Origin of the sequence: Rossellomorea sp. GCM10028870, assembly GCF_042666755.1 — a bacterium.
Classification (GTDB): domain Bacteria; phylum Bacillota; class Bacilli; order Bacillales; family Bacillaceae_B; genus Rossellomorea.
Genome location: NZ_JBHTGN010000001.1, coordinates 1,851,669 through 1,874,726, shown reverse-complemented (window position 1 = coordinate 1,874,726; position 23,058 = coordinate 1,851,669). Strand labels below are relative to the sequence as shown.

Genomic DNA, 23,058 nt, shown 5'->3' with positions numbered 1-23,058 from the left:
GAAAGGGAGTGAGAGGATGGCTGCACGTTTTATTCTCGGGCGCTCTGGTACGGGGAAAACACATCGCATATTAAATGAGATGAAGCAGAGCTTATTGGAAGAGCCGAATGGGGATCCCATCATCTATATCGTACCTGATCAGATGTCATTTATATCGGAATACGATCTTGTCAATACACCCGGTTTAAATGGGATGATTCGTGGACAAGTGTTCAGTTTCACCAGGCTCGCGTGGAAGATTCTGCAGGAAACGGGCGGAATGAGCCGCTATCACCTATCCGATGTTGGCTTAAATATGATGATTCGAAAGATTATAGATGAAAACAAAGATCGACTCCTTATTTTCTCGAAGGCCGCGGATAAGCCGGGTTTCATTCATCATGTAGAAACTATGTTGACGGAATTTAAGCGCTATTGTATTTCGCCACAGGATCTCCGGCATCTTGATGGGGAAGATGAGCGGGAGTCAAAGGTGCTGAAGGATAAGCTTCATGATCTTGAACTGATTTATGAAACTTTTGAAGAGAAGCTCCTGGGCAAATACATTGATTCAGAAGATTACTTTCAATTGTTGGCTGATAATGTGAAAAACTCTGAACTTCTCAGTAAGGCAGAGATCTACATAGACGGCTTTCATAGTTTTACACCGCAGGAATATCTCATTATCGATCAGCTCATCCAGCACAGCAAGAAGGTGACGGTTGCCCTCACCACCGATCCGGAACAGCAATTGGGTGCTATGAACCAATTAAGCTTGTATCGGATGACGAACGAAACCTACCACACTCTTAAGGATATTTGCTATGGAGCAGGGAAATCCGTAGAGGAAGATGTGTTAGTGAAGCCGATTCGTTATCATAACGACACGATGCTGCATCTGGAACGTCATTTTGAGGACCGGCCAACTGTTCCATGCGAAGAAGCAAAAGGATCCATTGAGTTTCTGGAAGCCTCTAATCGCCGGGCAGAGGTCGAAGGGATAGCAAGGGAAATAAGGAAGCTTGCCCGGGAAAAGGGATATCGCTACAAGGATATCGCGGTGCTGGTTCGAAACAGTCAGGATTACCGTGATAAGGTCGAAACCATTTTTCAAGACTATAGTATTCCATTTTTCCTTGACCAGAAGCGGACGATGTTGAATCACCCTTTAATTGAGTTGATTCGTTCGACTATGGAAATCATGAACACGAATTGGAGATACGAGCCTGTCTTCCGGGCGGTGAAAACAGACCTCTTGTTTCCTTATCAGAAAAATCCAACCGATCTGCGTGAAAAGATGGACCGATTGGAGAACTATGTGCTGGCATATGGGATCAAAGGGGACCGCTGGACGAAGAAAGATCGCTGGAAATACCGTCGCTTCCGTGGTCTTGAGCATGTAGATGCACCACAAACCGACCGTGAAAAGGAACTTGAGCATGAAATTAATGAGCTTCGTTTATTTATTTCTGCGCCGATCATACGTCTCGGAAAACGATTGAAAAAGCAATCCACGGGACGGGAATTCTGTGAAACTCTCTATCTGTATCTGGAAGAGTTGGATATTCCGGCTAAGCTTGAACGTATGCGTATTGAAGCAGAAGAAAAAGGCGACTTGATTGCGGCAAGGGAGCACGATCAAGCGTGGTCAGCCGTGATGGACCTGCTTGATCAATATGTAGAAATGCTCTGCGATGAGGAAACAACGATGAAGAAATTCTCTTCCATTTTGGATGCAGGAATCGAAACGATGCAGTTCTCGTTAGTTCCCCCTGCCATCGATCAGGTCATTATTGCAGATCTTGAGAAATCAAGACTCGGAGACATTAAAGCAGCCTTCATCATCGGAGTGAATGATGGTGTGCTGCCGGCGAAAATGAATGAAGACGGAGTCCTGTCTGATGAAGACCGTGAATCGTTGATCAATAGGGGCTTCAAGATAGCTCCCAGTAACAGGACAAAGCTGCTGGACGAGGAGTTTGTGGCATATAAAGCCTTTACGACTCCGAGTGAACGATTATTCGTCAGCTATCCGATTGCCAATGAAGAAGGAAAAGCGTTATTAGCATCCTCGTTCATCAAAAGGCTGAATGAAATGTTTCCGGATGCAAATACGAAGCTTCTGTTTAATGAACCATCGGAGCTTTCTGAGGAAGAGCAGCTTCATTATGTGTGTCATCCCAATGTGACGATTTCTCATTTAACATCGCAATTACAGATGAAGAAACGGGAATATCCGATCTATGATTTCTGGTGGGATGTGTATAATTTCTATGCAACGTCAAACGATTGGAAATGGCACTCACAGCATATTTTATCCAGTCTCTTCTACCAGAATCGGGCGAATCAGCTTTCAGAGGATACGAGCAGGGATCTGTATGGTGACCATATTTTAGCGAGTGTATCCCGAATGGAGCTTTTCCATAGCTGTCCGTTTTCCCATTTCGCCAGTCACGGATTGAAGCTTAGAGAACGGGATTTCTTTAAACTGGAGGCTCCTGATATCGGGGAGATGTTCCACTCCGCTCTTAAATGGATATCAGAAGAAGTCGAACGTCATGGTCTGACCTGGGCATCTTTATCAAAAGCACAGTGTCTCAAGCTAGCTAAAGAAGCGGTCTTGATGCTGGCACCGAAGCTTCAGCACCAGATTCTATTAAGCTCAAACCGCCATTATTATATCGCTCAGAAGCTTGAGCAAATCATAAGCCGTGCGAGCCTCATTCTTAGTGAGCATGCGAAGGCGAGTGGATTTGTTCCTGTCGGGGTGGAGCTTGGATTTGGTCCCCATGCGACCCTCCCTCCGTTCCAGTTCCAACTGAGGAATGGAACGAAAATGGAGCTTCAGGGAAGAATCGACCGGGTAGACAAAGCAGAGGATACAAGTGGAGTTTACCTTAGAATTGTTGATTACAAATCGAGTGCGAGAGATTTGGATATGACGGAAGTGTACTATGGATTAGCGCTTCAGATGCTGACGTATTTAGACATTGTGTTAACGAACTCTAAACAATTTGTAGGGAAGGAAGCAAAGCCTGCAGGTGTGCTCTATTTCCACGTTCATAACCCTATGATCAATAGTAAGAAAATCTTGACGATGGATCAGATTGAAAAGGAAATCTTTAAGAGTTTTAAGATGAAGGGACTCGTTCTGGGAGACTCTGACATCGTTCGGTTAATGGATCAAACGCTAGATACGGGGAACTCAGATATCATCTCTGCCGGGATCAAGAAGGATGGATCATTATCCTCCCGTTCGAAGGCTGCTTCACAGGAAGACTTTCACTATATGCGCAAGCATCTGAGAAAGCTCTACGAAGCGTCGGGGAACCGGATCATTTCAGGCGAGACCAATATTACACCTTACAAGCTTAAGGATCGGACACCTTGTCAATTCTGTTCGTTCCGTTCCGTTTGTCAATTCGATCAGTCCCTGGAGGAAAATGAGTACAGAGTGCTGCCAACGGCAAAACCAGAAGATCTATTAAAGAAAGTAAGAGAGGAGGTAGAGTCCAATGAGTAATGGTACGATTCCAGCGAAGCCTGATCATGTTACATGGACAGACGATCAGTGGAAAGCAATTTGGGCGAAAGGCCAGGACATTCTCGTAGCAGCTGCTGCAGGATCAGGGAAAACCGCGGTTCTTGTAGAGAGGATCATTCAGAAAATCCTTTCTGAAGAAGACAGAATGGATGTGGATGAACTATTGGTTGTAACTTTTACCAATGCATCGGCCGCTGAGATGAGACATCGGATCGGGCAGGCATTGGAAAAAGCGATTGATCACGATCCCCATTCCCATCATTTAAGAAAGCAGCTGAGCTTACTGAACCGGGCTTCCATTTCGACTCTTCACTCTTTTTGCCTTGAAGTGATTCGTAAATATTATTATCTTATCGATATAGACCCGGGTTTTCGGATTGCCGATGAAACAGAAGGCGATCTGCTCCGGGATGAAGTGCTTGATGAGCTGTTTGAGGAGGAATACGGCAAAGAACATAATCATGATTTCTTTACACTGGTAGATACATTTACCAATGATAGAAGTGACGGGGCCCTACAGGATATGATCCGTAAGCTGTATGACTTTTCACGCTCACATCCGAACCCGGACGAATGGCTGAGAGGGCTGGAAGAGATGTATGACATCCAAGAAGGTGTAGAAATCGATCAGCTTTCCTTCATTCAGCCGCTTCTGACAGATATTCGCTTACAGCTTCATGGGGCGAAAAACTTGTTTCAGCGTGCAATGGATCTGACACGGGTTCCTGGAGGGCCGGGCCCGAGAGCGGAAAACTTTCTAAGCGATATAGAGATTGTCGAGAGCCTCGAGGAAAGCTTGCACATTTCTTGGAATACTATATATGAAACCATTCAAACCTTACCCTTCACCAAGCTAAAAGCTTGCCGGGGGGACGATTATAACAAGGATATCGTTGATGAAGCGAAAAAACTTCGCGATCAAGGAAAGAAGACGTTGGAGAAGCTCCAGGAGGATTTCTTTTCGAGAAGGCCGGAGTCATTCATCGAAGACATGAAAAAGATGAAGGAAGTGATTCACACATTGGCAGAAGTGGTCGTGGAATTCGGCAAACGTTTCCGGCAAGTGAAAGAAGAGAAGGGACTTGTTGACTTTGCCGATTTAGAGCATTTTTGTCTCGATATTTTACGTGACCCTGCATCAGATGCTTTACTTCCTTCAGAGGCTGCAAAGCAATATAAAAAGAAATTCAAAGAAGTACTCGTCGATGAATATCAGGATACGAATATGGTACAGGAATCAATTCTTCTTCTAATCACTGAAGAACGGGAAGAAGTAGGGAACCGTTTCATGGTAGGAGATGTAAAGCAGTCCATTTATCGCTTCCGATTGGCTGAACCGAATTTGTTTTTAGGAAAGTATACCCGCTTTCTTCCAGTAAGCGGGGAAGCGGGATTAAAGATCGATCTATCTCAAAACTTCAGAAGCAGGAAGGAAGTATTAGAGGGAACAAATTTTTTATTTAAGCAAATAATGGGATCCTCGGTTGGTGAGATGGGATACAACCGGGAAGCAGAGCTTGTGAAAGGTGCTCCTTATCCTGAAGAGAAAGAGTATCCGATCGAAGTAGCGATCATTGATCAGGAATCAGAGGAAGCTTCATCGGCTGGTAATGAAGTGGAACTCTCCATTTTTGACGAGGGTGATATTGAGAAATCCGTACTTGAAGCCCGCTATATGGCAAATAAAGTGAAGAGCATGATTGAAGGGCGTACACCGATCTATGATGCCAAAACGAAAACCGAGCGTCCGATTCAGTACAAGGATATTGTGATTTTGCTTCGTTCCATGCCTTGGGCGGCAGAAATCATGGAAGAATTCAAACGGCAGGGAATTCCGATTTATGCAAATCTGTCTACTGGCTATTTTGAAGCAACCGAGATCGCGATTATGCTTTCACTCCTGAAAGTGATTGACAATCCTTATCAGGATATCCCCCTGGCATCGGTTCTTCGTTCCCCGATTGTTGGACTGGATGAGCAGGGGCTTGCAAGCATTCGAATCCATTCTAGAGCGGGAACGTATTACGAAGCCTTGAAGAAATTTGCAAGTGAAAAACCAAGTAACTCTCGTGAAGAAGAAACATTTGAAAAGGTCAAAGTGTTTCTGTATCATCTGCAAAACTGGCGGACAAAGGCTAGACAAGGTTCGGTTACGGAGCTGATCTGGCAATTGTACCGGGACACCCGATTCTATGATTATGTCGGAGGAATGGCCGGCGGGAAACAGCGTCAGGCAAATCTTCGGGCACTATACGACCGTGCCCGCCAATACGAATCAACGTCCTTCAGAGGGTTATTCCGCTTCCTGCGATTCATTGATCGGATGAGGGAAAGAGGAGATGACCTCGGGGTTGCGAGAGCTCTCAGTGAACAGGAAGATGTGGTCCGCTTAATGACCATTCACTCCAGTAAAGGGCTTGAGTTCCCGGTTGTCTTTGTCGCTGGCACGTCGAAGCAATTCAATCTTATGGACTTGAACGCTTCCTATTTATTAGATAAAGATCTAGGTTTGGCTACAAAGTATACAGACCCGGGGAAGCGAATCAGTTATCCATCCCTTCCCCAGCTGGCATTTAAGCGGAAGAAGCGCATGGAGGCCATCTCAGAGGAAATGCGGGTGCTCTATGTTGCGTTAACCCGTGCAAAAGAGAAACTATTCTTAGTGGGAACCGTGAAAAGCTTAGAGAAATCACTTAAGAAATGGAGGGGGGCTTTAGGACAGACAGAATGGTTGTTATCTGACTTTGACCGGGCCGGGGCCAGCTCTTATCTTGATTGGATAGGTCCGTCCCTCATGCGGCACCCCCATTGTGGAGACCTTGGAGGAGAGGCGGTTTTAGAAGGAAGTGGGATCAATGAAGAAATTCTAAAGCATCCTTCTTGTTGGAATATCACGACGATTCATAAGTCTGAGATGGATGCAGAAGCCGATGAGTCATTGGATGAAGATGACAATTGGAAAGAGCAGGTGAAGAATGGCGGGGAAGTGGAAATGGAGTCCAAACATAAAGAAGAGGTATTGCACCGTTTGTCGTGGAAGTATCCACATCTGAGCGCTACTAACCTTCGCTCGAAGCAGTCGGTTTCTGAGCTGAAGCGAATGGTGGAAATAAGGGATGAAGCATCGAGTATTGATATTCTTCGGCGCCATCAAAAGCCTGTGTACAACCGGCCAAAATTTATGCAGTCTAAAGAGCTGTCTCCTGCTGAAAGAGGAACAGCCATGCACACCGTCATGCAGCATATCTCTATTGCAGATGGTGTACCCACAGAACAAGATGTCGCAGAGTTATTGTTAAATCTGGTACACAAAGAAATTCTGACGGAAGAACAGAAAAGGGCAATCTCATTAGAAAACATCGTTGGATTTTTCCAAAGCGACCTCGGTCAGCGTATGGCCCGTGCAACGAATATACAACGGGAAATTCCTTTCAGCATGAGCGTCCCTCTAAGTGAGATTTCGGAAACAGGGGAAGGTGCCCCGGAAGAAACGATTCTTGTTCAAGGGGTCATCGATTGTGTATTCCGGGATGAGTTTGGAATCGTACTGCTGGATTACAAAACCGACGGCATTCATGACCGATATAAAGATGGGTTTGCCGAGGCGAAGCCCGTTCTTGAAGAACGATACAGGGTGCAAATTGAATTATATACCCGTGCATTAGAATCCATTTGGAAAGAAACAGTTTCTGAAAAGTATCTTTACTTCTTCGATGGAGGGCATGTGTTGGAGCTATAATAGAAAACCACTTTGAAGCCTGGTCTTCAAAGTGGTTTTTTAAGGTGTGAAAATTAGGGAATACCTATACTAATGATATTTAGGGGGGTGGGTTAGATGAGTAAAAAGTCGATTGGTACATGTGAATTATGTTCGCGGCAGAATGTGGAAACCACGATTCATCACCTGACACCCAAAGAGGTTGGGGGAACTTTCCTTCCCACGGCACAGCTTTGTATACCGTGTCATAAGCAAGTTCATTCCCTCTATACAAATGATGAATTGGGCATAAGGTTGAACACCATCGAAGACTTGCGACGAGATGAAAAGATTCATAAGTTCATTAAGTGGATACGAAAGCAGCCCTCCTCAAAATTGGTGAAAACAAAGAAAAGCAATGAGCGGCGGAAAAAGGGATAAGGGTATAAAAGACAAAAAGCCACAATGTGGGCTTTTTGTTATTCTAATTATTTCCGGTAATGGGTTGATCGACGACATTACAATCAAATGTGGTACTTACACTGAATACATTATAGCTTAACTGAAATGGACCAGTATTGAAGCCGCCGGCACCTCCGAATGTCTTAGAAGCAGACTTAGGTGAAATAATCGCCGTATCCCCAAACTGGACATTTCCTCCACCAACGTTAAGAATAGCGACAGGACCTACTAAAGCGGGCATAATCAACATCCTCTTTTTATTTGTCTATAATGTTAGCCTATGTGAACTTCTGGGGAAGGTTCTTCATCTAGTTTGGACTTTCAATCGTCTCAAACGTGAGTGGTTCGGTATCTTTTTCTTTTTCCAGCTGACGGATATTTTTTACCCTGGCTTCCATATATACGTTGGATGTATTTCCGACGTGGATGATGGATGAGAACGACGTTGCCCGTATATACATGTTATTTACTTTGATGGGACAAAGATTTAGCCTGTTTACCCTGATATCCGGGTTAATGCGAGGGAGGTCGATTGGCCCGGTAAATACGGATGAATCAAAACTTCCTTCACTGGTTAAGAAAAACTCTCTTTCACGCTGCACCGCAAATGCCTTCGACACGGCATAAATGTTTTGAGAATCCCCTAATTGATAAAGCGAGCTAAAGGCTAGTGTGATTCCTTCCAAATGATTAACAATCGAGTAACGCTTAAGCATTACTTAGGTGTAAGAGGAACGAATGGACCGATGATCAGTGATTCAGGTGGCGTATCGAATGCTGAGGCGAGCTGAATGACATCAGCATCACCTACGAGAACGAGAGAGGAACTCGTAACCCCGGCAATTTCAATATTCCCAACCGATAGTTCACGATTGATTACTTGGAGGTTCATTGTTCTTCATTCCTTCCATATTATTTGGGATTTGTGACATGAAGGAGAAGAGGGCCGTTTCGATATCCTTTTTGATTTTGCTGATGATTTTCCGTTCCCATTCTCCTTCTTGTTGTTTTGATTCAATATAGGGGATGTTCTGTAAATAGAAATCGATTCTTTGTGGCATCTGGTTCAATAAATCCTGCTGAATCATCTCGTAATAAGATGGATCCAGAGACCGCTGAAATTGCATTTCATTATCCTGAATAAGACTTGGTAATTCTGAATCGATATACGCTTTAATTTCAGCAGTAATTCTTTCTTTATAGGGCTTGATGTCCTTGATTGATTTGACATCCACATTTTGCTCGACGGCGAGATCCTCTATGGTTTCTTTTAGGTTATTTGGATTTAATCCAATATTCAAGGTGCCATCAAGAGATTCCACTTTGAGCTGATCAAATTTGTATTCGATTCTTTCAACATTGATTTTCGGTGCATCCTTTAGAGTTATTACCTCTTGTGACAGCTCATTCACTTTTTTTTCCAACGCGACAATTTTCGTGTTCAACATCTCGATATACTGATAAAGTTGTTGTGGGGTCATATAGTAATTGTTCATACTGCCACCTCTTTCTTTTGTCGCGATTTAGGTTAACTTGGCGTTTGCAGGGGGACGAGGGGGGTTATAGAGGGAGGCGGTTTTCCATTGCCGTTTTTCTCCGCTTCCGGAGCAGGCTCCGTGAAGCCCCCTGTATTATAAAGGAAGTCATTTGTTGTGATTTGACCGCATGTTCCGATTTGAAAGATGGAAGAATTGGACATCCCCCCGATTTTAATGAATTGAATCTGTATGGATTGTTGAACATAATAATTCGTCATTCGGCATCACACTCATAGGTTAAAGTTTATTCCTTGGTCCATTCCATCATCGTCCACGGTATAGGTCAAGGAGCTTTCATTGTAAACAGAAATCCCCTTTCCTGTTATGAACGAACCTGCCCCTGCGAAAGTCTTGGCTGTGGAAATCGGACTAATGTTAAATACATCTCCAATATGGAAGACGGCACTTGAACCGACGCTTACGACTTGAGCAATTCCTACGATTGCGGGCATATCGACTCACACCTTTAAGACAAAGTTAATTATTGTTATTCTATGTGAGAAGAACGAATAGGTGATAATCGCCTAATTTCACATTTAGAGTTAAAATGGAACTAAGATTATTTTTTCGGAGGAACAATTAATGGACTCTTTATCGCCAACTGAACATTCAGAACGTATTGTAAGTCTTGATGTGATCAGAGGATTTTCATTGCTTGGGATCTTTATCATCAATATGATTTCCTTTCATTCACCATTTCTTTATCTTGACCCCTATTCCTGGTGGAAAACACCTGAAGATGTCGCCTTGTATCCATGGATAGATGTATTGGTCCAAGCAAGCTTCTATCCTCTATTCGCCATGATGTTTGGTTATGGTTTAGGGATTCAGCAGCAAAGGGCAACTGCCAAAGGAACTTCTTTCTATCTATTTGGAATCAGAAGGCTTCTTATCTTATTAGTGATCGGCTGTATCCATGCTTTCCTGATTTGGTCTGGGGATATCTTAATCAACTATGCCGTATTCGGGCTGCTGCTGCTCGTTTTTATGAGGCTGTCTGGAAAGGGATTATTATGGTTAGGAGGATTATTATTTCTGGTGCCTCAATTATTTTTCAGTATTCTGCTCGTTTTAATGACATTTGCAGATCCGACTGGCGTAACGCAGTTCACTGATATCCAGTCATTGCAGGATTCTGTTGCCGCTTATGCATCAGGAAGCTTCGGCAGTATAATGGAACAGCGTTTTCAGGACTGGTATGCTGTGAATTCACCTGGTAATCTCATATTTTTATTACTTTCTATATTGCCAATGATGATGATTGGTGCAGGGGCTAGTAAACTGCAACTACTGGAAAAGGTAAGAGCTTATAAGAAGGCATGGATTATAATAGGAATCTGTACTTTGGCGATGGGGATTTTCATTAAAACAATGCCATTATTCATCCAGTCCAATTTTGCATATGCATACATTCAAGACTTTTTGGGAGGTCCGTTCTTATCAGTATCTTATGCAATAATCCTCTCATTATTATTGTTGAATGAAAAAATCATGAAGTGGAGCAAGCCTTTAGCCTCAGTAGGGAAAATGTCCTTGACGAACTACCTTATGCAATCGATCCTCGGCACCCTGATATTCTATTCGTATGGATTTGGACTATACGGAGAAGTGACGTTAACGACGGGGACTATGCTGGCAGTTGGGATTTATATCATTCAAGTCATCCTATCAGAGATTTGGTTATCCAAGTTTAAATACGGTCCTGTTGAGAAGCTGTGGCGTGTATTTAGCTATGGAAGAAGCACTGTGGTGAAAAAAGGAGAGTTATAGTTTATCAATTAAATGAAGGGGATGAGTAAGGAATGAAATTTGTTAGCTTTCAGGTTGGGGATAGACAGACGTATGGTGTGGAACGAAATGCCGGAATTATAGAGTTAGCAGGTTTGCACGGCTTGCCTCAGGATTTACTTGGCGGGATAGAAGAGGGGGATGGTTTTCTTCAAAAGGTAAAAAGAGTTCTTCAGGAAGATTCGGCAGAACCCCGCTATTATTCGCATGCTGAGATAAAGTGGCTTTCACCGCTTCCGAAAGTGCAGAGGAATATTATGTGTGTAGGGAAAAATTATCGTGATCATGCCATCGAAATGGGCAGCGAACAGGATATCCCGAAAGACATCATGATCTTCACTAAAGCCACCAATACCGTAATCGGTCATGGTGAAACGGTGCTGCATCATGGTGAAGTGACGGAGCAGCTTGATTATGAAGGAGAGCTTGCTGTTGTGATTGGCAAGAGAGGGAAAGGGATTTCCCCGGTAGACGCCTTGGGTTACGTATTTGGATATACGATACTCAATGATATAACCGCCAGGGATCTGCAGAAAAAGCATGGCCAATTTTTTATCGGTAAGAGCCTTGATACAACATGTCCGATCGGTCCTTATCTTGTCACGAAGGATGAAATCGCCGACCCGCAGAATCTGGAAATCAAGACGAGGGTAAATGATGAAATCCGTCAGTCTTCAAACACAAGTGAAATGATATTCAACATCCCCACCATCATTTCTACATTATCAAAGGGGATGACCCTTGAGCCTGGTGATATCATTGCTACCGGGACCCCTGCTGGAGTTGGAAAAGGCTTCAAGCCTCCGCTTTTCCTGAAGAAAGGTGACAGAGTGGAAATCGAAATTGAATCTCTCGGAATTTTGACAAATCAGTTACAGGCCTAGTTAAAATTTCTGTTGGAGTTAAGACTATGGTAATATTATGAACGTAAACTATCTACATGTAGGAGGTTCATTATGTTTGATAATACACATGCCCATATTACAACTTGGGTGATTGCGATTATTCTTTTCTTTGTAGCGGTTGGCTTACATAATGCAGGGAAGAAAAAAGGCATGAAAGTTGTACATATGATTTTACGGTTATTCTACCTGCTCATTATTTTAACGGGTGCCCTATTATTCTGGAAGCATCAGGGAATTAATCCTGCCCTATATGGCATTAAAGGATTGGTTGGTATTTGGGTCATCGGGATGTTCGAGATGGTCCTGGTTCGCATGAATAAAGGCAAGAGTACGAAGATGTTCTGGATTCAATTGATCATCGCTTTAATCATTGTTCTTTATTTGGGATTACGATTGCCTTTGGGCTTGAATTTCCTTGGATAAAGAAGGAATAGAAAAAAAGCAAATGTCTGTCGGATACCGGCAGGCATTTGCTTTTTTCTATTTGGGTTTATGAATGGATTAAATATTAAAACTCTCAATCACAATTCGTCTCCCCGTACTTAATGTGAATTCAAAGCGGTCCCGCTTCTTTTTGTAATAGGTGAAGTGATGCTGGACAGCACATACTTCTACACCGTTATCGAAGGTGATGAAGTTAACCCCTTCTTTAATCTTTTGATTTCCAAGGAAAACCAGGTGGTTATGGCAAAAGATACTATCATAAATAGAATAACCCAGATTGTTTAAGGCTGTTGTAAACTGATGAAAAGCATCATCAGAAATCTCTTCCAATAAATTCTCCAACGAATACAATATATTCTTCTTTATTTGAATTCGATCGCCATTCTCGATTCTTAATCGCTCATACGGTGTCACGATAATTCCGTCTTCCAACAGAACACCTGTAAGCCAGTCCCCATCTCTATATACTTTTAATTCATGATTGAGGTAAAATTCGAGCTCGGACTCTTCCTCGGCATCGATTTCGAAAAAGTACCACGTATCCTCTTCGAAAAGAGCAGTGCCCTCGGAGAAGGACCTTTTTTGGGATTTTAAAATGTTTGATCGAAATATGTTGCTCAAGTGAATATCCCTCCTTAACTACATTTCTTGTCATAATTATCATATTTCATTCATGTAAAGATTGATTGAGACAATTAACCATTTAAAGCTCAGAGCATAGAATAATTTATGTGTCCGTGAGCCCAGTTTGTTTGATTAGAAAGTGAGGATGATCACAATGTGCGGAATTACAGGTTGGATCCATTATAAACGAGATTTGTCGGATCAAAAAGAAGTAGTAGAAAAAATGGCTGAAACCCTTTCTAAAAGAGGACCTGATGAAACGAATGTATGGATTGATGAACATGTTGCGTTTGGTCATAAACGATTAATTGTAGTAGATCCTGCAGGTGGCAGGCAGCCCATGAGCATTCAGCATAACGACCACCTTTTCACCATCTGCTACAATGGTGAACTTTACAACACAGAAGATTTAAGAAAGATACTTATTTCTAAGGGTTATACCTTCAAAGGCCATTCTGATACGGAGGTCCTGTTAACGTCTTATATTGAGTGGCGAGAGGAATGTGTCCATCATTTAAATGGAATTTTCGCATTTGCGGTTTGGGACAGTGAACAGGAGCACGTGTTTATAGGCAGGGACCGAATGGGCGTTAAGCCTTTATTTTATTTTGAAAAGGAAGAAGGAATCCTTTTCGGTTCGGAAATTAAAGCGTTACTGGCTCATCCGGATGTTTTGCCTCAGGTGGATCATCAAGGATTAGCGGAGGTATTGGGACTCGGACCATCCCGTACGCCTGGAAATGGTGTATTCAAAGGGGTGAAGGAACTCCGTCCGGCTCATGCGTTACTATTCTCTAAAAAGGGCTTGAAAATATGGAGATACTGGAATGTGAAGAGTGAAAAGCATACAGATTCTTTTATTGAAACAGTTGCGAAAGTTCGCTTCCTGGTAACCGATGCCATCCAAAGACAGCTTGTTTCCGATGTACCCCTCTGTACTTTCTTATCCGGCGGACTTGATTCCAGTGCAATTACAGCGGTAGCAGCGAATTGCTATAAAGAAGAGGGAAAAGGCAGTCTTCATACGTACTCCATCGACTATGAAGAAAATGATCAATACTTTAAAGCGAACGATTTCCAGCCGAATTCCGATGCGCCGTGGATTGATAAGATGACTTCTGAATTTAAAACAGTGCATCATCGCAGTATCATTAGTCAACAACAATTGAAGGACTATCTGACTGAGGCGGTTCATGTAAGAGATTTACCGGGAATGGCTGATGTTGATTCATCCCTATTATGGTTCTGCCGGGAAATTAAACAGGACTTCACGGTTGGATTATCAGGAGAATGTGCGGATGAAATATTCGGGGGATACCCTTGGTTTCACCGTCCAGAAGATTTCGACCGCAGAGGATTTCCATGGATGCGCTCCACAGCTGAGCGTCAAGGCCTTCTGAAGGAAGAATGGAGTAAGAAATTAAATCTGGAAGAGTATGTGCTGGAGCAATATGATCGGACAGTGGCAGAAACCCCATTATTAGAAGGGGAAAGTGAAGTTGAAACGAAAAGAAGGCAACTATTCTATCTGAATTTACTATGGTTCATGACGACATTGTTAGATCGCAAGGATCGCATGAGTATGGGTGCAAGCTTGGAGGTCCGTGTGCCATTTGCTGATCACAGACTCGTAGAATATGTCTGGAACATTCCATGGGAGATGAAAATGTACGAAGGAAGAGAAAAGGGGATCCTGCGAAAGGCACTTGAGGGAGTGCTCCCACACGAAGTCCTTTATCGGAAGAAGAGTCCCTACCCGAAAACACATCACCCTGTGTACACGAAACTGGTAAGTGTCTGGTTGAATGAAATACTCGAAGACAAATCAAGTGTTCTCTATGAATTGTTCGATGAAGAAAAACTGAAAGAAATCGTTGCAACAGGTGGATCTGCCTTCGAGGTACCATGGTATGGCCAACTTATGACCGGTCCCCAACTACTTGCCCACCTGGCACAGATTCATGTTTGGTTTAAGGATTATAATGTTCAAATTGTAGAATAATAGCTATTTGAAAAGGTGAGCTTCTTTTATAAAGGGGCTTACCTTTTTTGTGTGAGTTAGAACGATAAGAGAATTTGGATAGGGGGTTCCTATGCGGTATCTTTTGGAAAAATAAGTGAAACGGCTGGATTTTTATTGATTTCGGCTGGATTACATTTGGTAATGGCCGGATTTTTGGTCGTAACGGCCGCATTTTTCATGAAAGTGGCTGGATTTTCCATTAAAACGGCCGGAATTTCTCGAGAAACTCCAGGTTAAAAAACCAATAAGAATTAAGAGACAGGTACAAACATAGATTTTAAGTAATAATGATTTAAAAAGGAGGCATAGTAAAAGGAGGGTACCTTTTATATGTCTCCTTGTTGTATTTCCAATCAATTCATCGTAGTGATCTATCCATGGTAAAACAGCGAAGGTAAACGGATCTCAATACTCAAGATTTGCGAAAATTTTATAAGAGACAAGCCCAGTCATTTTTTGTGAATCAAATTTTTCTGGAAAATGAGTGCTTAAACTTTGTTTCTAGTAAAAAAGAATTGTATACTATATTTGTATAAGTATTGTATAATAAATGTACAAATAAAAAATATCGGAGGCAGTAACGATGGCCAAAAAAATGATCGTCATAGGTGCTGGTCCAGGAGGTCTAGCGGCAGCGATGCTTTTAGCCGGCAAGGGGTACGACGTAGAAGTATATGAAAAGCAAACATTCATTGGGGGACGAAACGGGTCTGTCACCATGGATGGGTATACGTTCGATATTGGTCCAACGTTCTTGAGCATGCCGGAAATTGCTGAAGAATTATTCGAGGCAGCAGGGAGAAATCTTCACGACTATGTGGATTTACAAGAGCTCTCAATGATGTATGAACTGCTTTTTAAAGATAAAAGAGTGCAAATGTTTAAAGACCCGGAGAGACTATCCCGGGAAATTGAACGTCATTATCCGGGGAATGCAGAAGGGTATACGCGTTTTATGAATGATACACGTAAGAAAATGGAGCGTTTAAAGCCGATTCTCCAAAGTCCCATGGATCGATATTATCAATATATCAGCTGGAAGGTTTTGAGGGCACTTCCCCAATTGTCATTAGGGAAATCACTTTATAGTGTGTTAAGCGATTATTTCACTGATCATGAATTGCGGTTAGCCTTTACCTTTCAATCGAAATATTTAGGGATGTCACCGTGGGAGTGTCCGGGAGCATTCTCGATTTTGTCCTTCATGGAGCATGAATATGGCATTTTTCACCCGATCGGCGGGGTAAATCAGCTGTCGAAAGCCATGGCCAAAGTAGTAACGGAGCATGGAGGTTCCATCCATTTGGGCCGGGGGGTCAAGAAATTGTGGATTGAAGATCGTAATGTGGTGAAGGGAATCATTACAGAGGATGGAGTGAAGGTTTCCGCAGATGAAGTCATCATCAATGGAGATTTTGCTCATGTGATGAGTAACCTTGTAGAAGACGGAGTTCTCAAGAAGTACAGTAAAGAAAAACTGAAGAAGAAGAAGTATTCCTGCTCCACCTTCATGATTTATCTTGGAATCGATAAACAGTATGATCTTCCTCATCACAGCATCCTTTTCGCAGAGGACTATAAGAGAAATGTGGAGGAAATAACGGAGACGTTTACACTTCCTGAAGATCCCTCCATTTATATTCAAAATGCTTCTGTGACAGATAAGACGCTTGCTCCTCCAGGACATTCCACTTTATATATCCTTGCTCCCGTTCCCAATAATGTAAGCGGAATTGATTGGACAGAGAATGAACGAACGTTCCGGGATCTTGTTCTGGATGCAGTTGAAAGCAAAACAGGTTTAAAGAACATTCGGGAACATATCCAAGTTGAAAAAATCATCTCGCCTCATCACTGGGAAACGGACTTCAATATATACGAAGGTGCGACCTTCAATCTCGGTCACCAATTAACTCAGATGATGGCACTCAGACCTCACAACAAATTTGAAGAGCTTGAAAACTGCTGGCTGGTCGGCGGAGGAACTCATCCTGGAAGCGGGTTGCCTACGATATTAGAATCAGCCCGTATTACAACGAATATGCTGATGAACGAAGATCCCTCCTTCTCATTTACCAAAGATCAAACAATGGGGGAAGCATTATGAAAACGGCGATTGTTGGATCAGGCATCGGCGGATTGATATCGGGACTGTTACTGTCGAAAGAGGGCCATGAGGTTACGGTGTATGAAAAAGAGTCAATCATCGGTGGGCGTCTTGCCTTTGTTCAAGAAGGTGATTACAAAATTGATAAAGGACCGACCATCGTGCTTCTGCCCGAAATGCTGCTTTCCATTCTTTCAGAAGCAGGTATAAATACAGACGCAATTGAATTCGTCCGATGTGATCCTTTGTATAACGTTCATTTTGCAGACGGTCAAACATATACAAAATATGCTGATGTAGATAAGCAATATGAAGAAATAAAACAGCAGTTTCCTGGAGATGAAGACGGATTCCTGCGATTTATGAATGACATGGATGAACGGTTTACAATCGGTAAGCCTCAATTTCTTGAATCCTCTTTTTTAAAGACAAAAGACTATCTGAATCGGGAAACGATTGGCTCACTGCTTAAGTTAAAAGCATACAGGAACGTGATGGGGAATTTAAAGCATTATTTTGATCATGAAAAACTCCAAACCGCATACGGGCTTCAAACCTTATACATCGGCGGGAACCCCTATACGACTCCTGCAATTTATAGTTTGGTATCCTTTAGTGAGCATAAACATGGTATCTATTATATAAATGGTGGTTATGCATCACTATTGGAGCATGTACTAGAGGCTTGTGAACGGAATGGTGTCTCCATCAAGACCTCCTCACCTGTCACAGAAATCGAGACTACAGGTGATAAAGCGACTCACATCGTGCTTGGAAACCGTAGAGAAGAAATAGATGCAGTGATCATCAATGGAGATTTTCCTACGGCATCAAAATTATTAAAGAAAAAGGCCCCTAAACCTTACAAGCCCTCATCCGGTTGCGTCTTGTTGTATATGGGAATAGAGGGGGGTTTTAAAGAAAAGGAAATGCATCAATTTTATTTAAATGAACATTTCTCTAATAATATGGAGGATATTTTCAAGAATAAGAGAATTCCTAAAGAACCTTCATTTTACGTATTTAACCCGTCTAAGGTTGATTCATCCCTTGCGCCTAAAGGGAACAGTGTCCTATACGTCCTAATCCCTGTTCCGGTTTCCGAGAAATTGGACTGGAAGAAGGCTTCAGAATTTCTTTCCAATTCTGTATTGGATACAATGGAAAAAAGGGGCTTTAAAGAGTTAAGAAAACGAATTAAGTGGATGAAAGTAAGGACACCTGAAGAGGCAAAACAAGAGGGGTTATATTCTGGAGGAAGCTTCGGTATTGCACCCAGTTTAAAGCAATCAGGTCCGTTCAGACCTCAGGTACAACCGTTTGCAGAAAAGAATATCTTTGCTGTAGGAGCGTCCATCCATCCGGGTGGTGGTGTACCGATTGTCATGCAGGGGGCAAAGCTTGTTGCTGAATCCTTTAAAGAACTTTATAAATCCGAGTCGGAAAGGAAGGATGTGACCTTACATGAACAAGATCTTGGAAGCATACGATCATTGTGAGAATATCATTAAACTTCACTCAAAGACCTTTTACAGAGCATTTTCCCTTTTACCGAAAGACCAAAAGAAAGCCGTATGGGCTGTCTATGCATTTTGTCGAAAAGTAGATGATATCGTAGACGAGGGGATCTGGCCATCCGATGAATTGCTCCGGTTCGAAAAAGAATTCGAATCATTTCTTAGGGGTTATTATAATGAAGAAGAGCCTATGTGGGTAGCATTGAACGATGTGTTTAAACATTTCAACATGGACATCGGAGCCTTTCGGGATATGATGAAGGGACAGCGGATGGATTTGAACGGGAGAATTTACGTGACGATGGATGATGTACTGGACTATTCTTATCACGTTGCAAGCACTGTAGGGTTAATGCTCCTTCCAATTCTTGCTCCCGGGAAAGAACATCAATTAAGAGAAGATGGGATTTACTTAGGGTATGCCATGCAGCTTACCAATATTTTAAGAGATATTGGTGAGGATTTGGAAAGAGGAAGATTATATATCCCGCAGGATTTATTTGTTAAATATGAATATACCGTAACAGAATTAATGGATTATCAAAATAATGATGCTTTCCGGTCCGTATGGGAAGAAATGGCCAGGGTTGCAGAAGACTATTATGATAGAGCATTCCGTACAATGAATCTTTATCCTGTGTATTCAAGAACACCAGTGAAGGGTGCCGCATTATTGTATAGGGCCATCCTGAATGAAGTAAGAAAGAATCACTATAATGTTTTTTCCAAGAAGCATTTCGTGTCGAAGGATGTAAAAGAAAAAATCATTTCAACGATTTCGTAAATAATCCCGTATGGAAGCTTAGGTTGTAAACTTCCATACGGGATTATTTTTGGTATAGACAAAAAAAGAGAGCCGCTTTCTGCAGCTCCCGATTTGATTAGATTGTGTTTCGTTGATTCATGGTTTCACTCACTTTACCTGTTCCGATGGAATTTAATCTTTCGACAAGATCAGATCCAAAAGGAGAAGAGGAAGAAATGTTTGATTCTAATACAGTATCTTTTAATTCATAGGCGTTCGATCCATGCTCTGTAAAATCCAGTCCTGAAAGTTCTTCTTCACGTGAAACGCGGATACTTGATACTCTCGTGACGATGAACAGGAAACCTCCGACCGTTACGGACGTCCAGGCAATAACTGCCAACACGCCTAGGACTTGTGTGGCTACTAAAGAGACGCCACCGCCATATAATAAACCGTTTGAAACATCAAACAATCCAACTGCTACCGTACCCCAGATCCCACAAATTCCATGGACTGCAATGGCTCCAACAGGATCATCGACTTTAAGTTTCGTATCGATGAACGTTACGGCTTCAACCAGGATCACTCCTGCAATAAGCCCTATAAAGAGAGAGCCGACGAGTGATACATTGGCACAGCCGGCAGTGATTCCGACAAGTCCTCCCAGTGCTCCGTTTAATGTCAGAGAAGGATCGATTCGTTTAAATCTTACTAGTGTATAGAAAGCGGATGAAAGAATGGCAGCAGATGCTGAGAATAAAGTTGTTGTAATGACGTGAGGTACAAGCGTCGGATCAGCGGCTAGGCTGCTGCCTCCATTAAATCCAAACCAGCCGAACCAAAGGATGAATACCCCAAGGGCACCGATCGGGATATTATGACCAGGAATAACATTCACTTTCCCTTTATTGTATTTGCCGATACGTGCTCCAAGGAAAAGCACCGTAATAAAGGCTCCGACAGCACCTGTTAAATGAACGACAGTAGATCCGGCAAAATCAACGAATCCAAGCTCTGAAAGCCATCCGCCACCCCAAATCCAATGTCCGACAATCGGATAAATGATTCCGGTCATGGCAATGGTCAATAGAATATAACTCTTAAGCTTCATTCGTTCAGCTACAGCCCCTGAAATGATCGTTGCACATGTAGCGGCAAATACAGATTGGAATAGGAAGAAACCGATATCTTCACGTCCTGAAAGGAAAAAGCTGTCAGCACCAATGATTCCACCGGATGTTCCCCCAAACATAAACCCAAACCCTACAATGAAAAACAGAACAGAAGCAATGGCTACAGTTAAGAAGTTTTTCATCAGGATATTAAGGGAGTTCTTGGCTCGGGTAAATCCAGTCTCGACCATGGCGAATCCAGCGTGCATGAAGAACACAAGGACTGCAGCAATCATGACCCACAAGGAGTCAACGGATGCTTGAACAGATTCTGCGGTAGGGGCCGCAGCAAAAGCAGTAGTGCTCACAAACAGTGACAGAAACAACAGAGCAGAAATTTTTTTAATCAATGGTATCCCTCCAAATTTGGTTTGGTAAAGCGGCTTAGTGATTGAGTTAGGAATGAAATAATCTATAAAACAGCTTTTTTTCCTCGTTCACCTGTACGGATGCGAATGACATCCTCAACCGGATAGATGAAAATCTTTCCGTCTCCTACGGTGTCAGTACTGCAATGTTCAACGATGAGATCAATGATGTCTTCAACCTGACCATCGTCGACGATCATTTCCACCTTTACACGGGGGACTAACTGCAGTTCAAATTTATTACCTCTGAAAATCCCTTGCTTCCCTTTTTGTTTTCCACAGCCAGCTGCTTCCGATACGGTTAGTCCGCTGAAGCCACGAAGGCATAACGCTTCTCGCAGGGACAAGAATGCTTCTGCACGTATAATCGCTTCTACTTTTTTCATTGTTTTTTCCTCCTTTAGTTTTATGTTCATTCATTCTTGGATAAATCGATTCTCTGATGTTAGTTTTTATGACATGAATAAGTTATATTATTTATCATATTCAGAAAATAACAAAAGTTCAAGTGTTAATTTATAATGTAAGCGTTTTTATGTAAAAAAACTTAACATGAATTGATGGATGCGTTTTCATTTGGAGTGAAAAGGAGGGAGGGGGGACAAAACTAAAAAACCAAATAAATAAATAAAAAACCCGAACAAATCTGCCTAAAGCAGATTTGTTCGGGTTTTACTTAGACTAAAACACTTTTGTCCCATCCTTTTTATTAAAAGAGGGAGGGTAGCAGCGGTCATATGGACTTGCTCCAAGGTTCACAACCACTTGAAGGTCCGTCCCTCTAAACTGTGCTATTATCACTTTGGACAAATCGTTTATGGATCCATACTTTGGATCGCCAGCGTTTGAGCATGATGATGCCCCGGAGCCATTCATCGGCAATGAAGGAGATCCAGATGCCGATAAGTCCGAGCCCAAACCAGATTCCGAGTATATAGGAGAGTGTAACGCTTACTCCCCACATGGATAAGATCCCCATATAGACCGGGAAGCGTACGTCACCTGTTGCTCTTAGTGCGTTAATGACAACTAAATTGAAGCTTCTGCCTGGTTCGAGAATGATGGTCAGGTAGATCAATGTTTTACCAAGAGAAATAATTTCTTCATTGTTTGTAAATATTCGCAGCAGCGGTTCCGCTGCGATAGAGAAAATTCCGGCCATAATAAGAGAGATGAAAATAGCAATCTTTAAACTTTTCAAACACCGTTCATAGGCACTGTCAAATTGTTTTGCTCCGATCATATGACCAATGATAATTTGAGTTCCCTGACTGATTGCTACGCTGAATAAAAAGATAAACATCATCAGGTTTTGTGCATACACCTTGGTGGTCAATGCGTTCGTCCCGATACTTGCAATGAAATACGTAATGACCATTTGTGAGCCGTTATAAGATAAATGTTCTCCTGCAGAGGGAATCCCGATGCGCAATAAATTTTTCACATGAGAAATGGGTAAACGAAAAAGACTCTTGATTGGAAGAGCATTGGGGATTCGTTTGGTGATCACGATGATGCTCACTATGAATCCGATGAGTCTCGAAGCAATCGTGGAAATTGCTACCCCTTCCACTCCTAAAACAGGAACACCAAATGGACCAAAGATAAATAAATAGTTCCCGATCACATTGATGATATTCATTCCGATCGTGATGTACATGGCGTCTTTCGTGTAGCCATAGCTCCTCATGATGGAACCGGCTGTCATGATCAAGGCCTGGATAAAGGCGAATCCTCCAACGATTTTCAAATAAGAAGATGCTTCATCCATCAGTGATCGGGGAAGATCCATTGAAAGCAAAATCGGTTCACTGAAAAACACAAGGGCGATACTAAGGAAGAGACCGAATCCTAAGTTAACGGCAATGGAAATGATGGATACTTCTCCAGCCAATCGGTCTTCCCGGGCTCCCAGATGCTGAGCAACAAGAATGGCAGTACCTGTAGCGACAAATCCAAACATGACAATAATGAGAGAAAGGATTTGATTGGAAACCCCGACGGCTGCAACAGAATCATCTGAGTACTGACTTAGCATTAATGTATCGGCATTTCCCATCAGCATATGAAGAAAGATTTCAATGAAAATCGGCCAAGTCAAGGCAAAGAGGGTCATGTTTTTTTGATTCTTGCTCATAGATT

At 42.5% G+C, this 23,058-nt stretch carries 20 protein-coding genes; 10 read left to right on the top strand and 10 right to left on the bottom strand.

Features of this window, described 5'->3' with window-relative positions; translation table 11 throughout:
- The first annotated feature begins 16 nt into the window (after positions 1-16).
- The 3 genes from addB to ACFQWC_RS09625 all read left to right on the top strand — a co-directional run bounded on the left by addB (position 17) and on the right by ACFQWC_RS09625 (position 7,661).
- Positions 17-3,502, top strand: coding sequence for a helicase-exonuclease AddAB subunit AddB (addB, locus tag ACFQWC_RS09635; RefSeq protein WP_377107009.1), 3,486 nt, complete (start codon positions 17-19; stop codon positions 3,500-3,502).
- Positions 3,495-7,262 (top strand): helicase-exonuclease AddAB subunit AddA, encoded by a 3,768-nt coding sequence (gene addA, locus ACFQWC_RS09630; protein WP_377107007.1) that lies wholly within the window; start codon positions 3,495-3,497, stop codon positions 7,260-7,262. Before addB ends, addA begins: the two co-directional genes overlap by 8 nt.
- Before the next feature lie 96 nt (positions 7,263-7,358).
- A complete protein-coding gene (locus tag ACFQWC_RS09625) occupies positions 7,359-7,661 on the top strand; it encodes an HNH endonuclease (RefSeq protein WP_341357791.1) in 303 nt (100 codons plus the stop codon).
- 43 nt (positions 7,662-7,704) lie between these two features.
- On the opposite strand, the gene ACFQWC_RS09620 is transcribed toward ACFQWC_RS09625, so the two are convergent.
- From ACFQWC_RS09620 to ACFQWC_RS09595, 6 genes are all read right to left on the bottom strand, one after another.
- On the bottom strand, positions 7,705-7,923 hold the full coding sequence (locus tag ACFQWC_RS09620; RefSeq protein WP_044337736.1) for a spore germination protein: 219 nt from the start codon (positions 7,921-7,923) through the stop codon (positions 7,705-7,707).
- Positions 7,924-7,990: 67 nt separating this feature from the next.
- On the bottom strand, positions 7,991-8,398 hold the full coding sequence (locus ACFQWC_RS09615) for a spore germination protein GerPE (protein WP_299740133.1): 408 nt from the start codon (positions 8,396-8,398) through the stop codon (positions 7,991-7,993).
- Positions 8,398-8,574 (bottom strand): hypothetical protein, encoded by a 177-nt coding sequence (locus ACFQWC_RS09610; protein WP_044337734.1) that lies wholly within the window; start codon positions 8,572-8,574, stop codon positions 8,398-8,400. The genes ACFQWC_RS09615 and ACFQWC_RS09610 overlap by 1 nt, the downstream gene beginning before the upstream one ends.
- A complete protein-coding gene (gerPC, locus tag ACFQWC_RS09605; RefSeq protein WP_299740136.1) occupies positions 8,549-9,178 on the bottom strand; it encodes a spore germination protein GerPC in 630 nt (209 codons plus the stop codon). The genes ACFQWC_RS09610 and gerPC overlap by 26 nt, the downstream gene beginning before the upstream one ends.
- Before the next feature lie 32 nt (positions 9,179-9,210).
- Positions 9,211-9,438 (bottom strand): spore germination protein GerPB, encoded by a 228-nt coding sequence (locus ACFQWC_RS09600; RefSeq protein ID WP_377107003.1) that lies wholly within the window; start codon positions 9,436-9,438, stop codon positions 9,211-9,213.
- Positions 9,439-9,450: 12 nt separating this feature from the next.
- Positions 9,451-9,672 (bottom strand): spore germination protein, encoded by a 222-nt coding sequence (locus ACFQWC_RS09595; protein ID WP_138777268.1) that lies wholly within the window; start codon positions 9,670-9,672, stop codon positions 9,451-9,453.
- Between the two features lie 130 nt (positions 9,673-9,802).
- On the opposite strand from ACFQWC_RS09595, the gene ACFQWC_RS09590 reads away from it, so the two are divergent.
- The 3 genes from ACFQWC_RS09590 (at position 9,803) to ACFQWC_RS09580 (ending at position 12,336) form a co-directional block, all read left to right on the top strand.
- A complete protein-coding gene (locus tag ACFQWC_RS09590) occupies positions 9,803-10,990 on the top strand; it encodes a DUF418 domain-containing protein (protein ID WP_377107000.1) in 1,188 nt (395 codons plus the stop codon).
- A gap of 32 nt (positions 10,991-11,022) precedes the next feature.
- Complete coding sequence (locus tag ACFQWC_RS09585) at positions 11,023-11,892, top strand: fumarylacetoacetate hydrolase family protein (RefSeq protein WP_377106998.1); 870 nt, start codon at positions 11,023-11,025, stop codon at positions 11,890-11,892.
- A gap of 72 nt (positions 11,893-11,964) precedes the next feature.
- Positions 11,965-12,336, top strand: a complete 372-nt coding sequence (locus ACFQWC_RS09580; protein ID WP_044337728.1) for a YisL family protein — start codon at positions 11,965-11,967, stop codon at positions 12,334-12,336.
- A gap of 78 nt (positions 12,337-12,414) precedes the next feature.
- On the opposite strand, the gene ACFQWC_RS09575 is transcribed toward ACFQWC_RS09580, so the two are convergent.
- On the bottom strand, positions 12,415-12,978 hold the full coding sequence (locus ACFQWC_RS09575) for a DUF2777 family protein (RefSeq protein WP_299740149.1): 564 nt from the start codon (positions 12,976-12,978) through the stop codon (positions 12,415-12,417).
- A 148-nt stretch (positions 12,979-13,126) separates the two neighbouring features.
- Between ACFQWC_RS09575 and asnB the strand changes: the two genes are divergently transcribed.
- The 4 genes from asnB (at position 13,127) to ACFQWC_RS09555 (ending at position 19,412) form a co-directional block, all read left to right on the top strand.
- Complete coding sequence (gene asnB, locus ACFQWC_RS09570) at positions 13,127-14,983, top strand: asparagine synthase (glutamine-hydrolyzing) (protein ID WP_377106996.1); 1,857 nt, start codon at positions 13,127-13,129, stop codon at positions 14,981-14,983.
- Positions 14,984-15,587: 604 nt separating this feature from the next.
- Complete coding sequence (locus ACFQWC_RS09565; protein ID WP_341357793.1) at positions 15,588-17,111, top strand: phytoene desaturase family protein; 1,524 nt, start codon at positions 15,588-15,590, stop codon at positions 17,109-17,111.
- On the top strand, positions 17,108-18,610 hold the full coding sequence (locus tag ACFQWC_RS09560; RefSeq protein ID WP_377106993.1) for a phytoene desaturase family protein: 1,503 nt from the start codon (positions 17,108-17,110) through the stop codon (positions 18,608-18,610). The genes ACFQWC_RS09565 and ACFQWC_RS09560 overlap by 4 nt, the downstream gene beginning before the upstream one ends.
- Positions 18,576-19,412, top strand: coding sequence for a phytoene/squalene synthase family protein (locus ACFQWC_RS09555; protein WP_341357795.1), 837 nt, complete (start codon positions 18,576-18,578; stop codon positions 19,410-19,412). The genes ACFQWC_RS09560 and ACFQWC_RS09555 overlap by 35 nt, the downstream gene beginning before the upstream one ends.
- Before the next feature lie 97 nt (positions 19,413-19,509).
- Here ACFQWC_RS09555 and ACFQWC_RS09550 read toward each other — a convergent pair whose 3' ends face one another.
- The 3 genes from ACFQWC_RS09550 to ACFQWC_RS09540 form a co-directional block, all read right to left on the bottom strand.
- On the bottom strand, positions 19,510-20,898 hold the full coding sequence (locus ACFQWC_RS09550; RefSeq protein WP_299740180.1) for an ammonium transporter: 1,389 nt from the start codon (positions 20,896-20,898) through the stop codon (positions 19,510-19,512).
- 62 nt (positions 20,899-20,960) lie between these two features.
- Positions 20,961-21,302: a P-II family nitrogen regulator gene (locus tag ACFQWC_RS09545; protein WP_060670328.1), complete on the bottom strand. Its 342-nt coding sequence runs from the start codon at positions 21,300-21,302 to the stop codon at positions 20,961-20,963.
- 395 nt (positions 21,303-21,697) lie between these two features.
- Entirely contained in the window at positions 21,698-23,053 is a 1,356-nt protein-coding gene (locus tag ACFQWC_RS09540) for an MATE family efflux transporter (protein ID WP_299740189.1), read from the bottom strand.
- Between the last annotated feature and the right edge of the window lie 5 nt (positions 23,054-23,058).

Bases quoted from the DNA above. Each gene is read 5' to 3' on its own strand.
- addB (WP_377107009.1), top strand. From the start codon at position 17: ATGGCTGCACGTTTTATTCTCGGGCGCTCTGGTACGGGGAAAACACAT.
- addA (WP_377107007.1), top strand. From the start codon at position 3,495: ATGAGTAATGGTACGATTCCAGCGAAGCCTGATCATGTTACATGGACA.
- ACFQWC_RS09625 (WP_341357791.1), top strand. From the start codon at position 7,359: ATGAGTAAAAAGTCGATTGGTACATGTGAATTATGTTCGCGGCAGAAT.
- ACFQWC_RS09620 (WP_044337736.1), bottom strand. From the start codon at position 7,923: ATGCCCGCTTTAGTAGGTCCTGTCGCTATTCTTAACGTTGGTGGAGGA.
- ACFQWC_RS09615 (WP_299740133.1), bottom strand. From the start codon at position 8,398: ATGCTTAAGCGTTACTCGATTGTTAATCATTTGGAAGGAATCACACTA.
- ACFQWC_RS09610 (WP_044337734.1), bottom strand. From the start codon at position 8,574: ATGAACCTCCAAGTAATCAATCGTGAACTATCGGTTGGGAATATTGAA.
- gerPC (WP_299740136.1), bottom strand. From the start codon at position 9,178: ATGAACAATTACTATATGACCCCACAACAACTTTATCAGTATATCGAG.
- ACFQWC_RS09600 (WP_377107003.1), bottom strand. From the start codon at position 9,438: ATGACGAATTATTATGTTCAACAATCCATACAGATTCAATTCATTAAA.
- ACFQWC_RS09595 (WP_138777268.1), bottom strand. From the start codon at position 9,672: ATGCCCGCAATCGTAGGAATTGCTCAAGTCGTAAGCGTCGGTTCAAGT.
- ACFQWC_RS09590 (WP_377107000.1), top strand. From the start codon at position 9,803: ATGGACTCTTTATCGCCAACTGAACATTCAGAACGTATTGTAAGTCTT.
- ACFQWC_RS09585 (WP_377106998.1), top strand. From the start codon at position 11,023: ATGAAATTTGTTAGCTTTCAGGTTGGGGATAGACAGACGTATGGTGTG.
- ACFQWC_RS09580 (WP_044337728.1), top strand. From the start codon at position 11,965: ATGTTTGATAATACACATGCCCATATTACAACTTGGGTGATTGCGATT.
- asnB (WP_377106996.1), top strand. From the start codon at position 13,127: ATGATCACAATGTGCGGAATTACAGGTTGGATCCATTATAAACGAGAT.
- ACFQWC_RS09565 (WP_341357793.1), top strand. From the start codon at position 15,588: ATGGCCAAAAAAATGATCGTCATAGGTGCTGGTCCAGGAGGTCTAGCG.
- ACFQWC_RS09560 (WP_377106993.1), top strand. From the start codon at position 17,108: ATGAAAACGGCGATTGTTGGATCAGGCATCGGCGGATTGATATCGGGA.
- ACFQWC_RS09555 (WP_341357795.1), top strand. From the start codon at position 18,576: ATGAACAAGATCTTGGAAGCATACGATCATTGTGAGAATATCATTAAA.
- ACFQWC_RS09545 (WP_060670328.1), bottom strand. From the start codon at position 21,302: ATGAAAAAAGTAGAAGCGATTATACGTGCAGAAGCATTCTTGTCCCTG.
- ACFQWC_RS09540 (WP_299740189.1), bottom strand. From the start codon at position 23,053: ATGAGCAAGAATCAAAAAAACATGACCCTCTTTGCCTTGACTTGGCCG.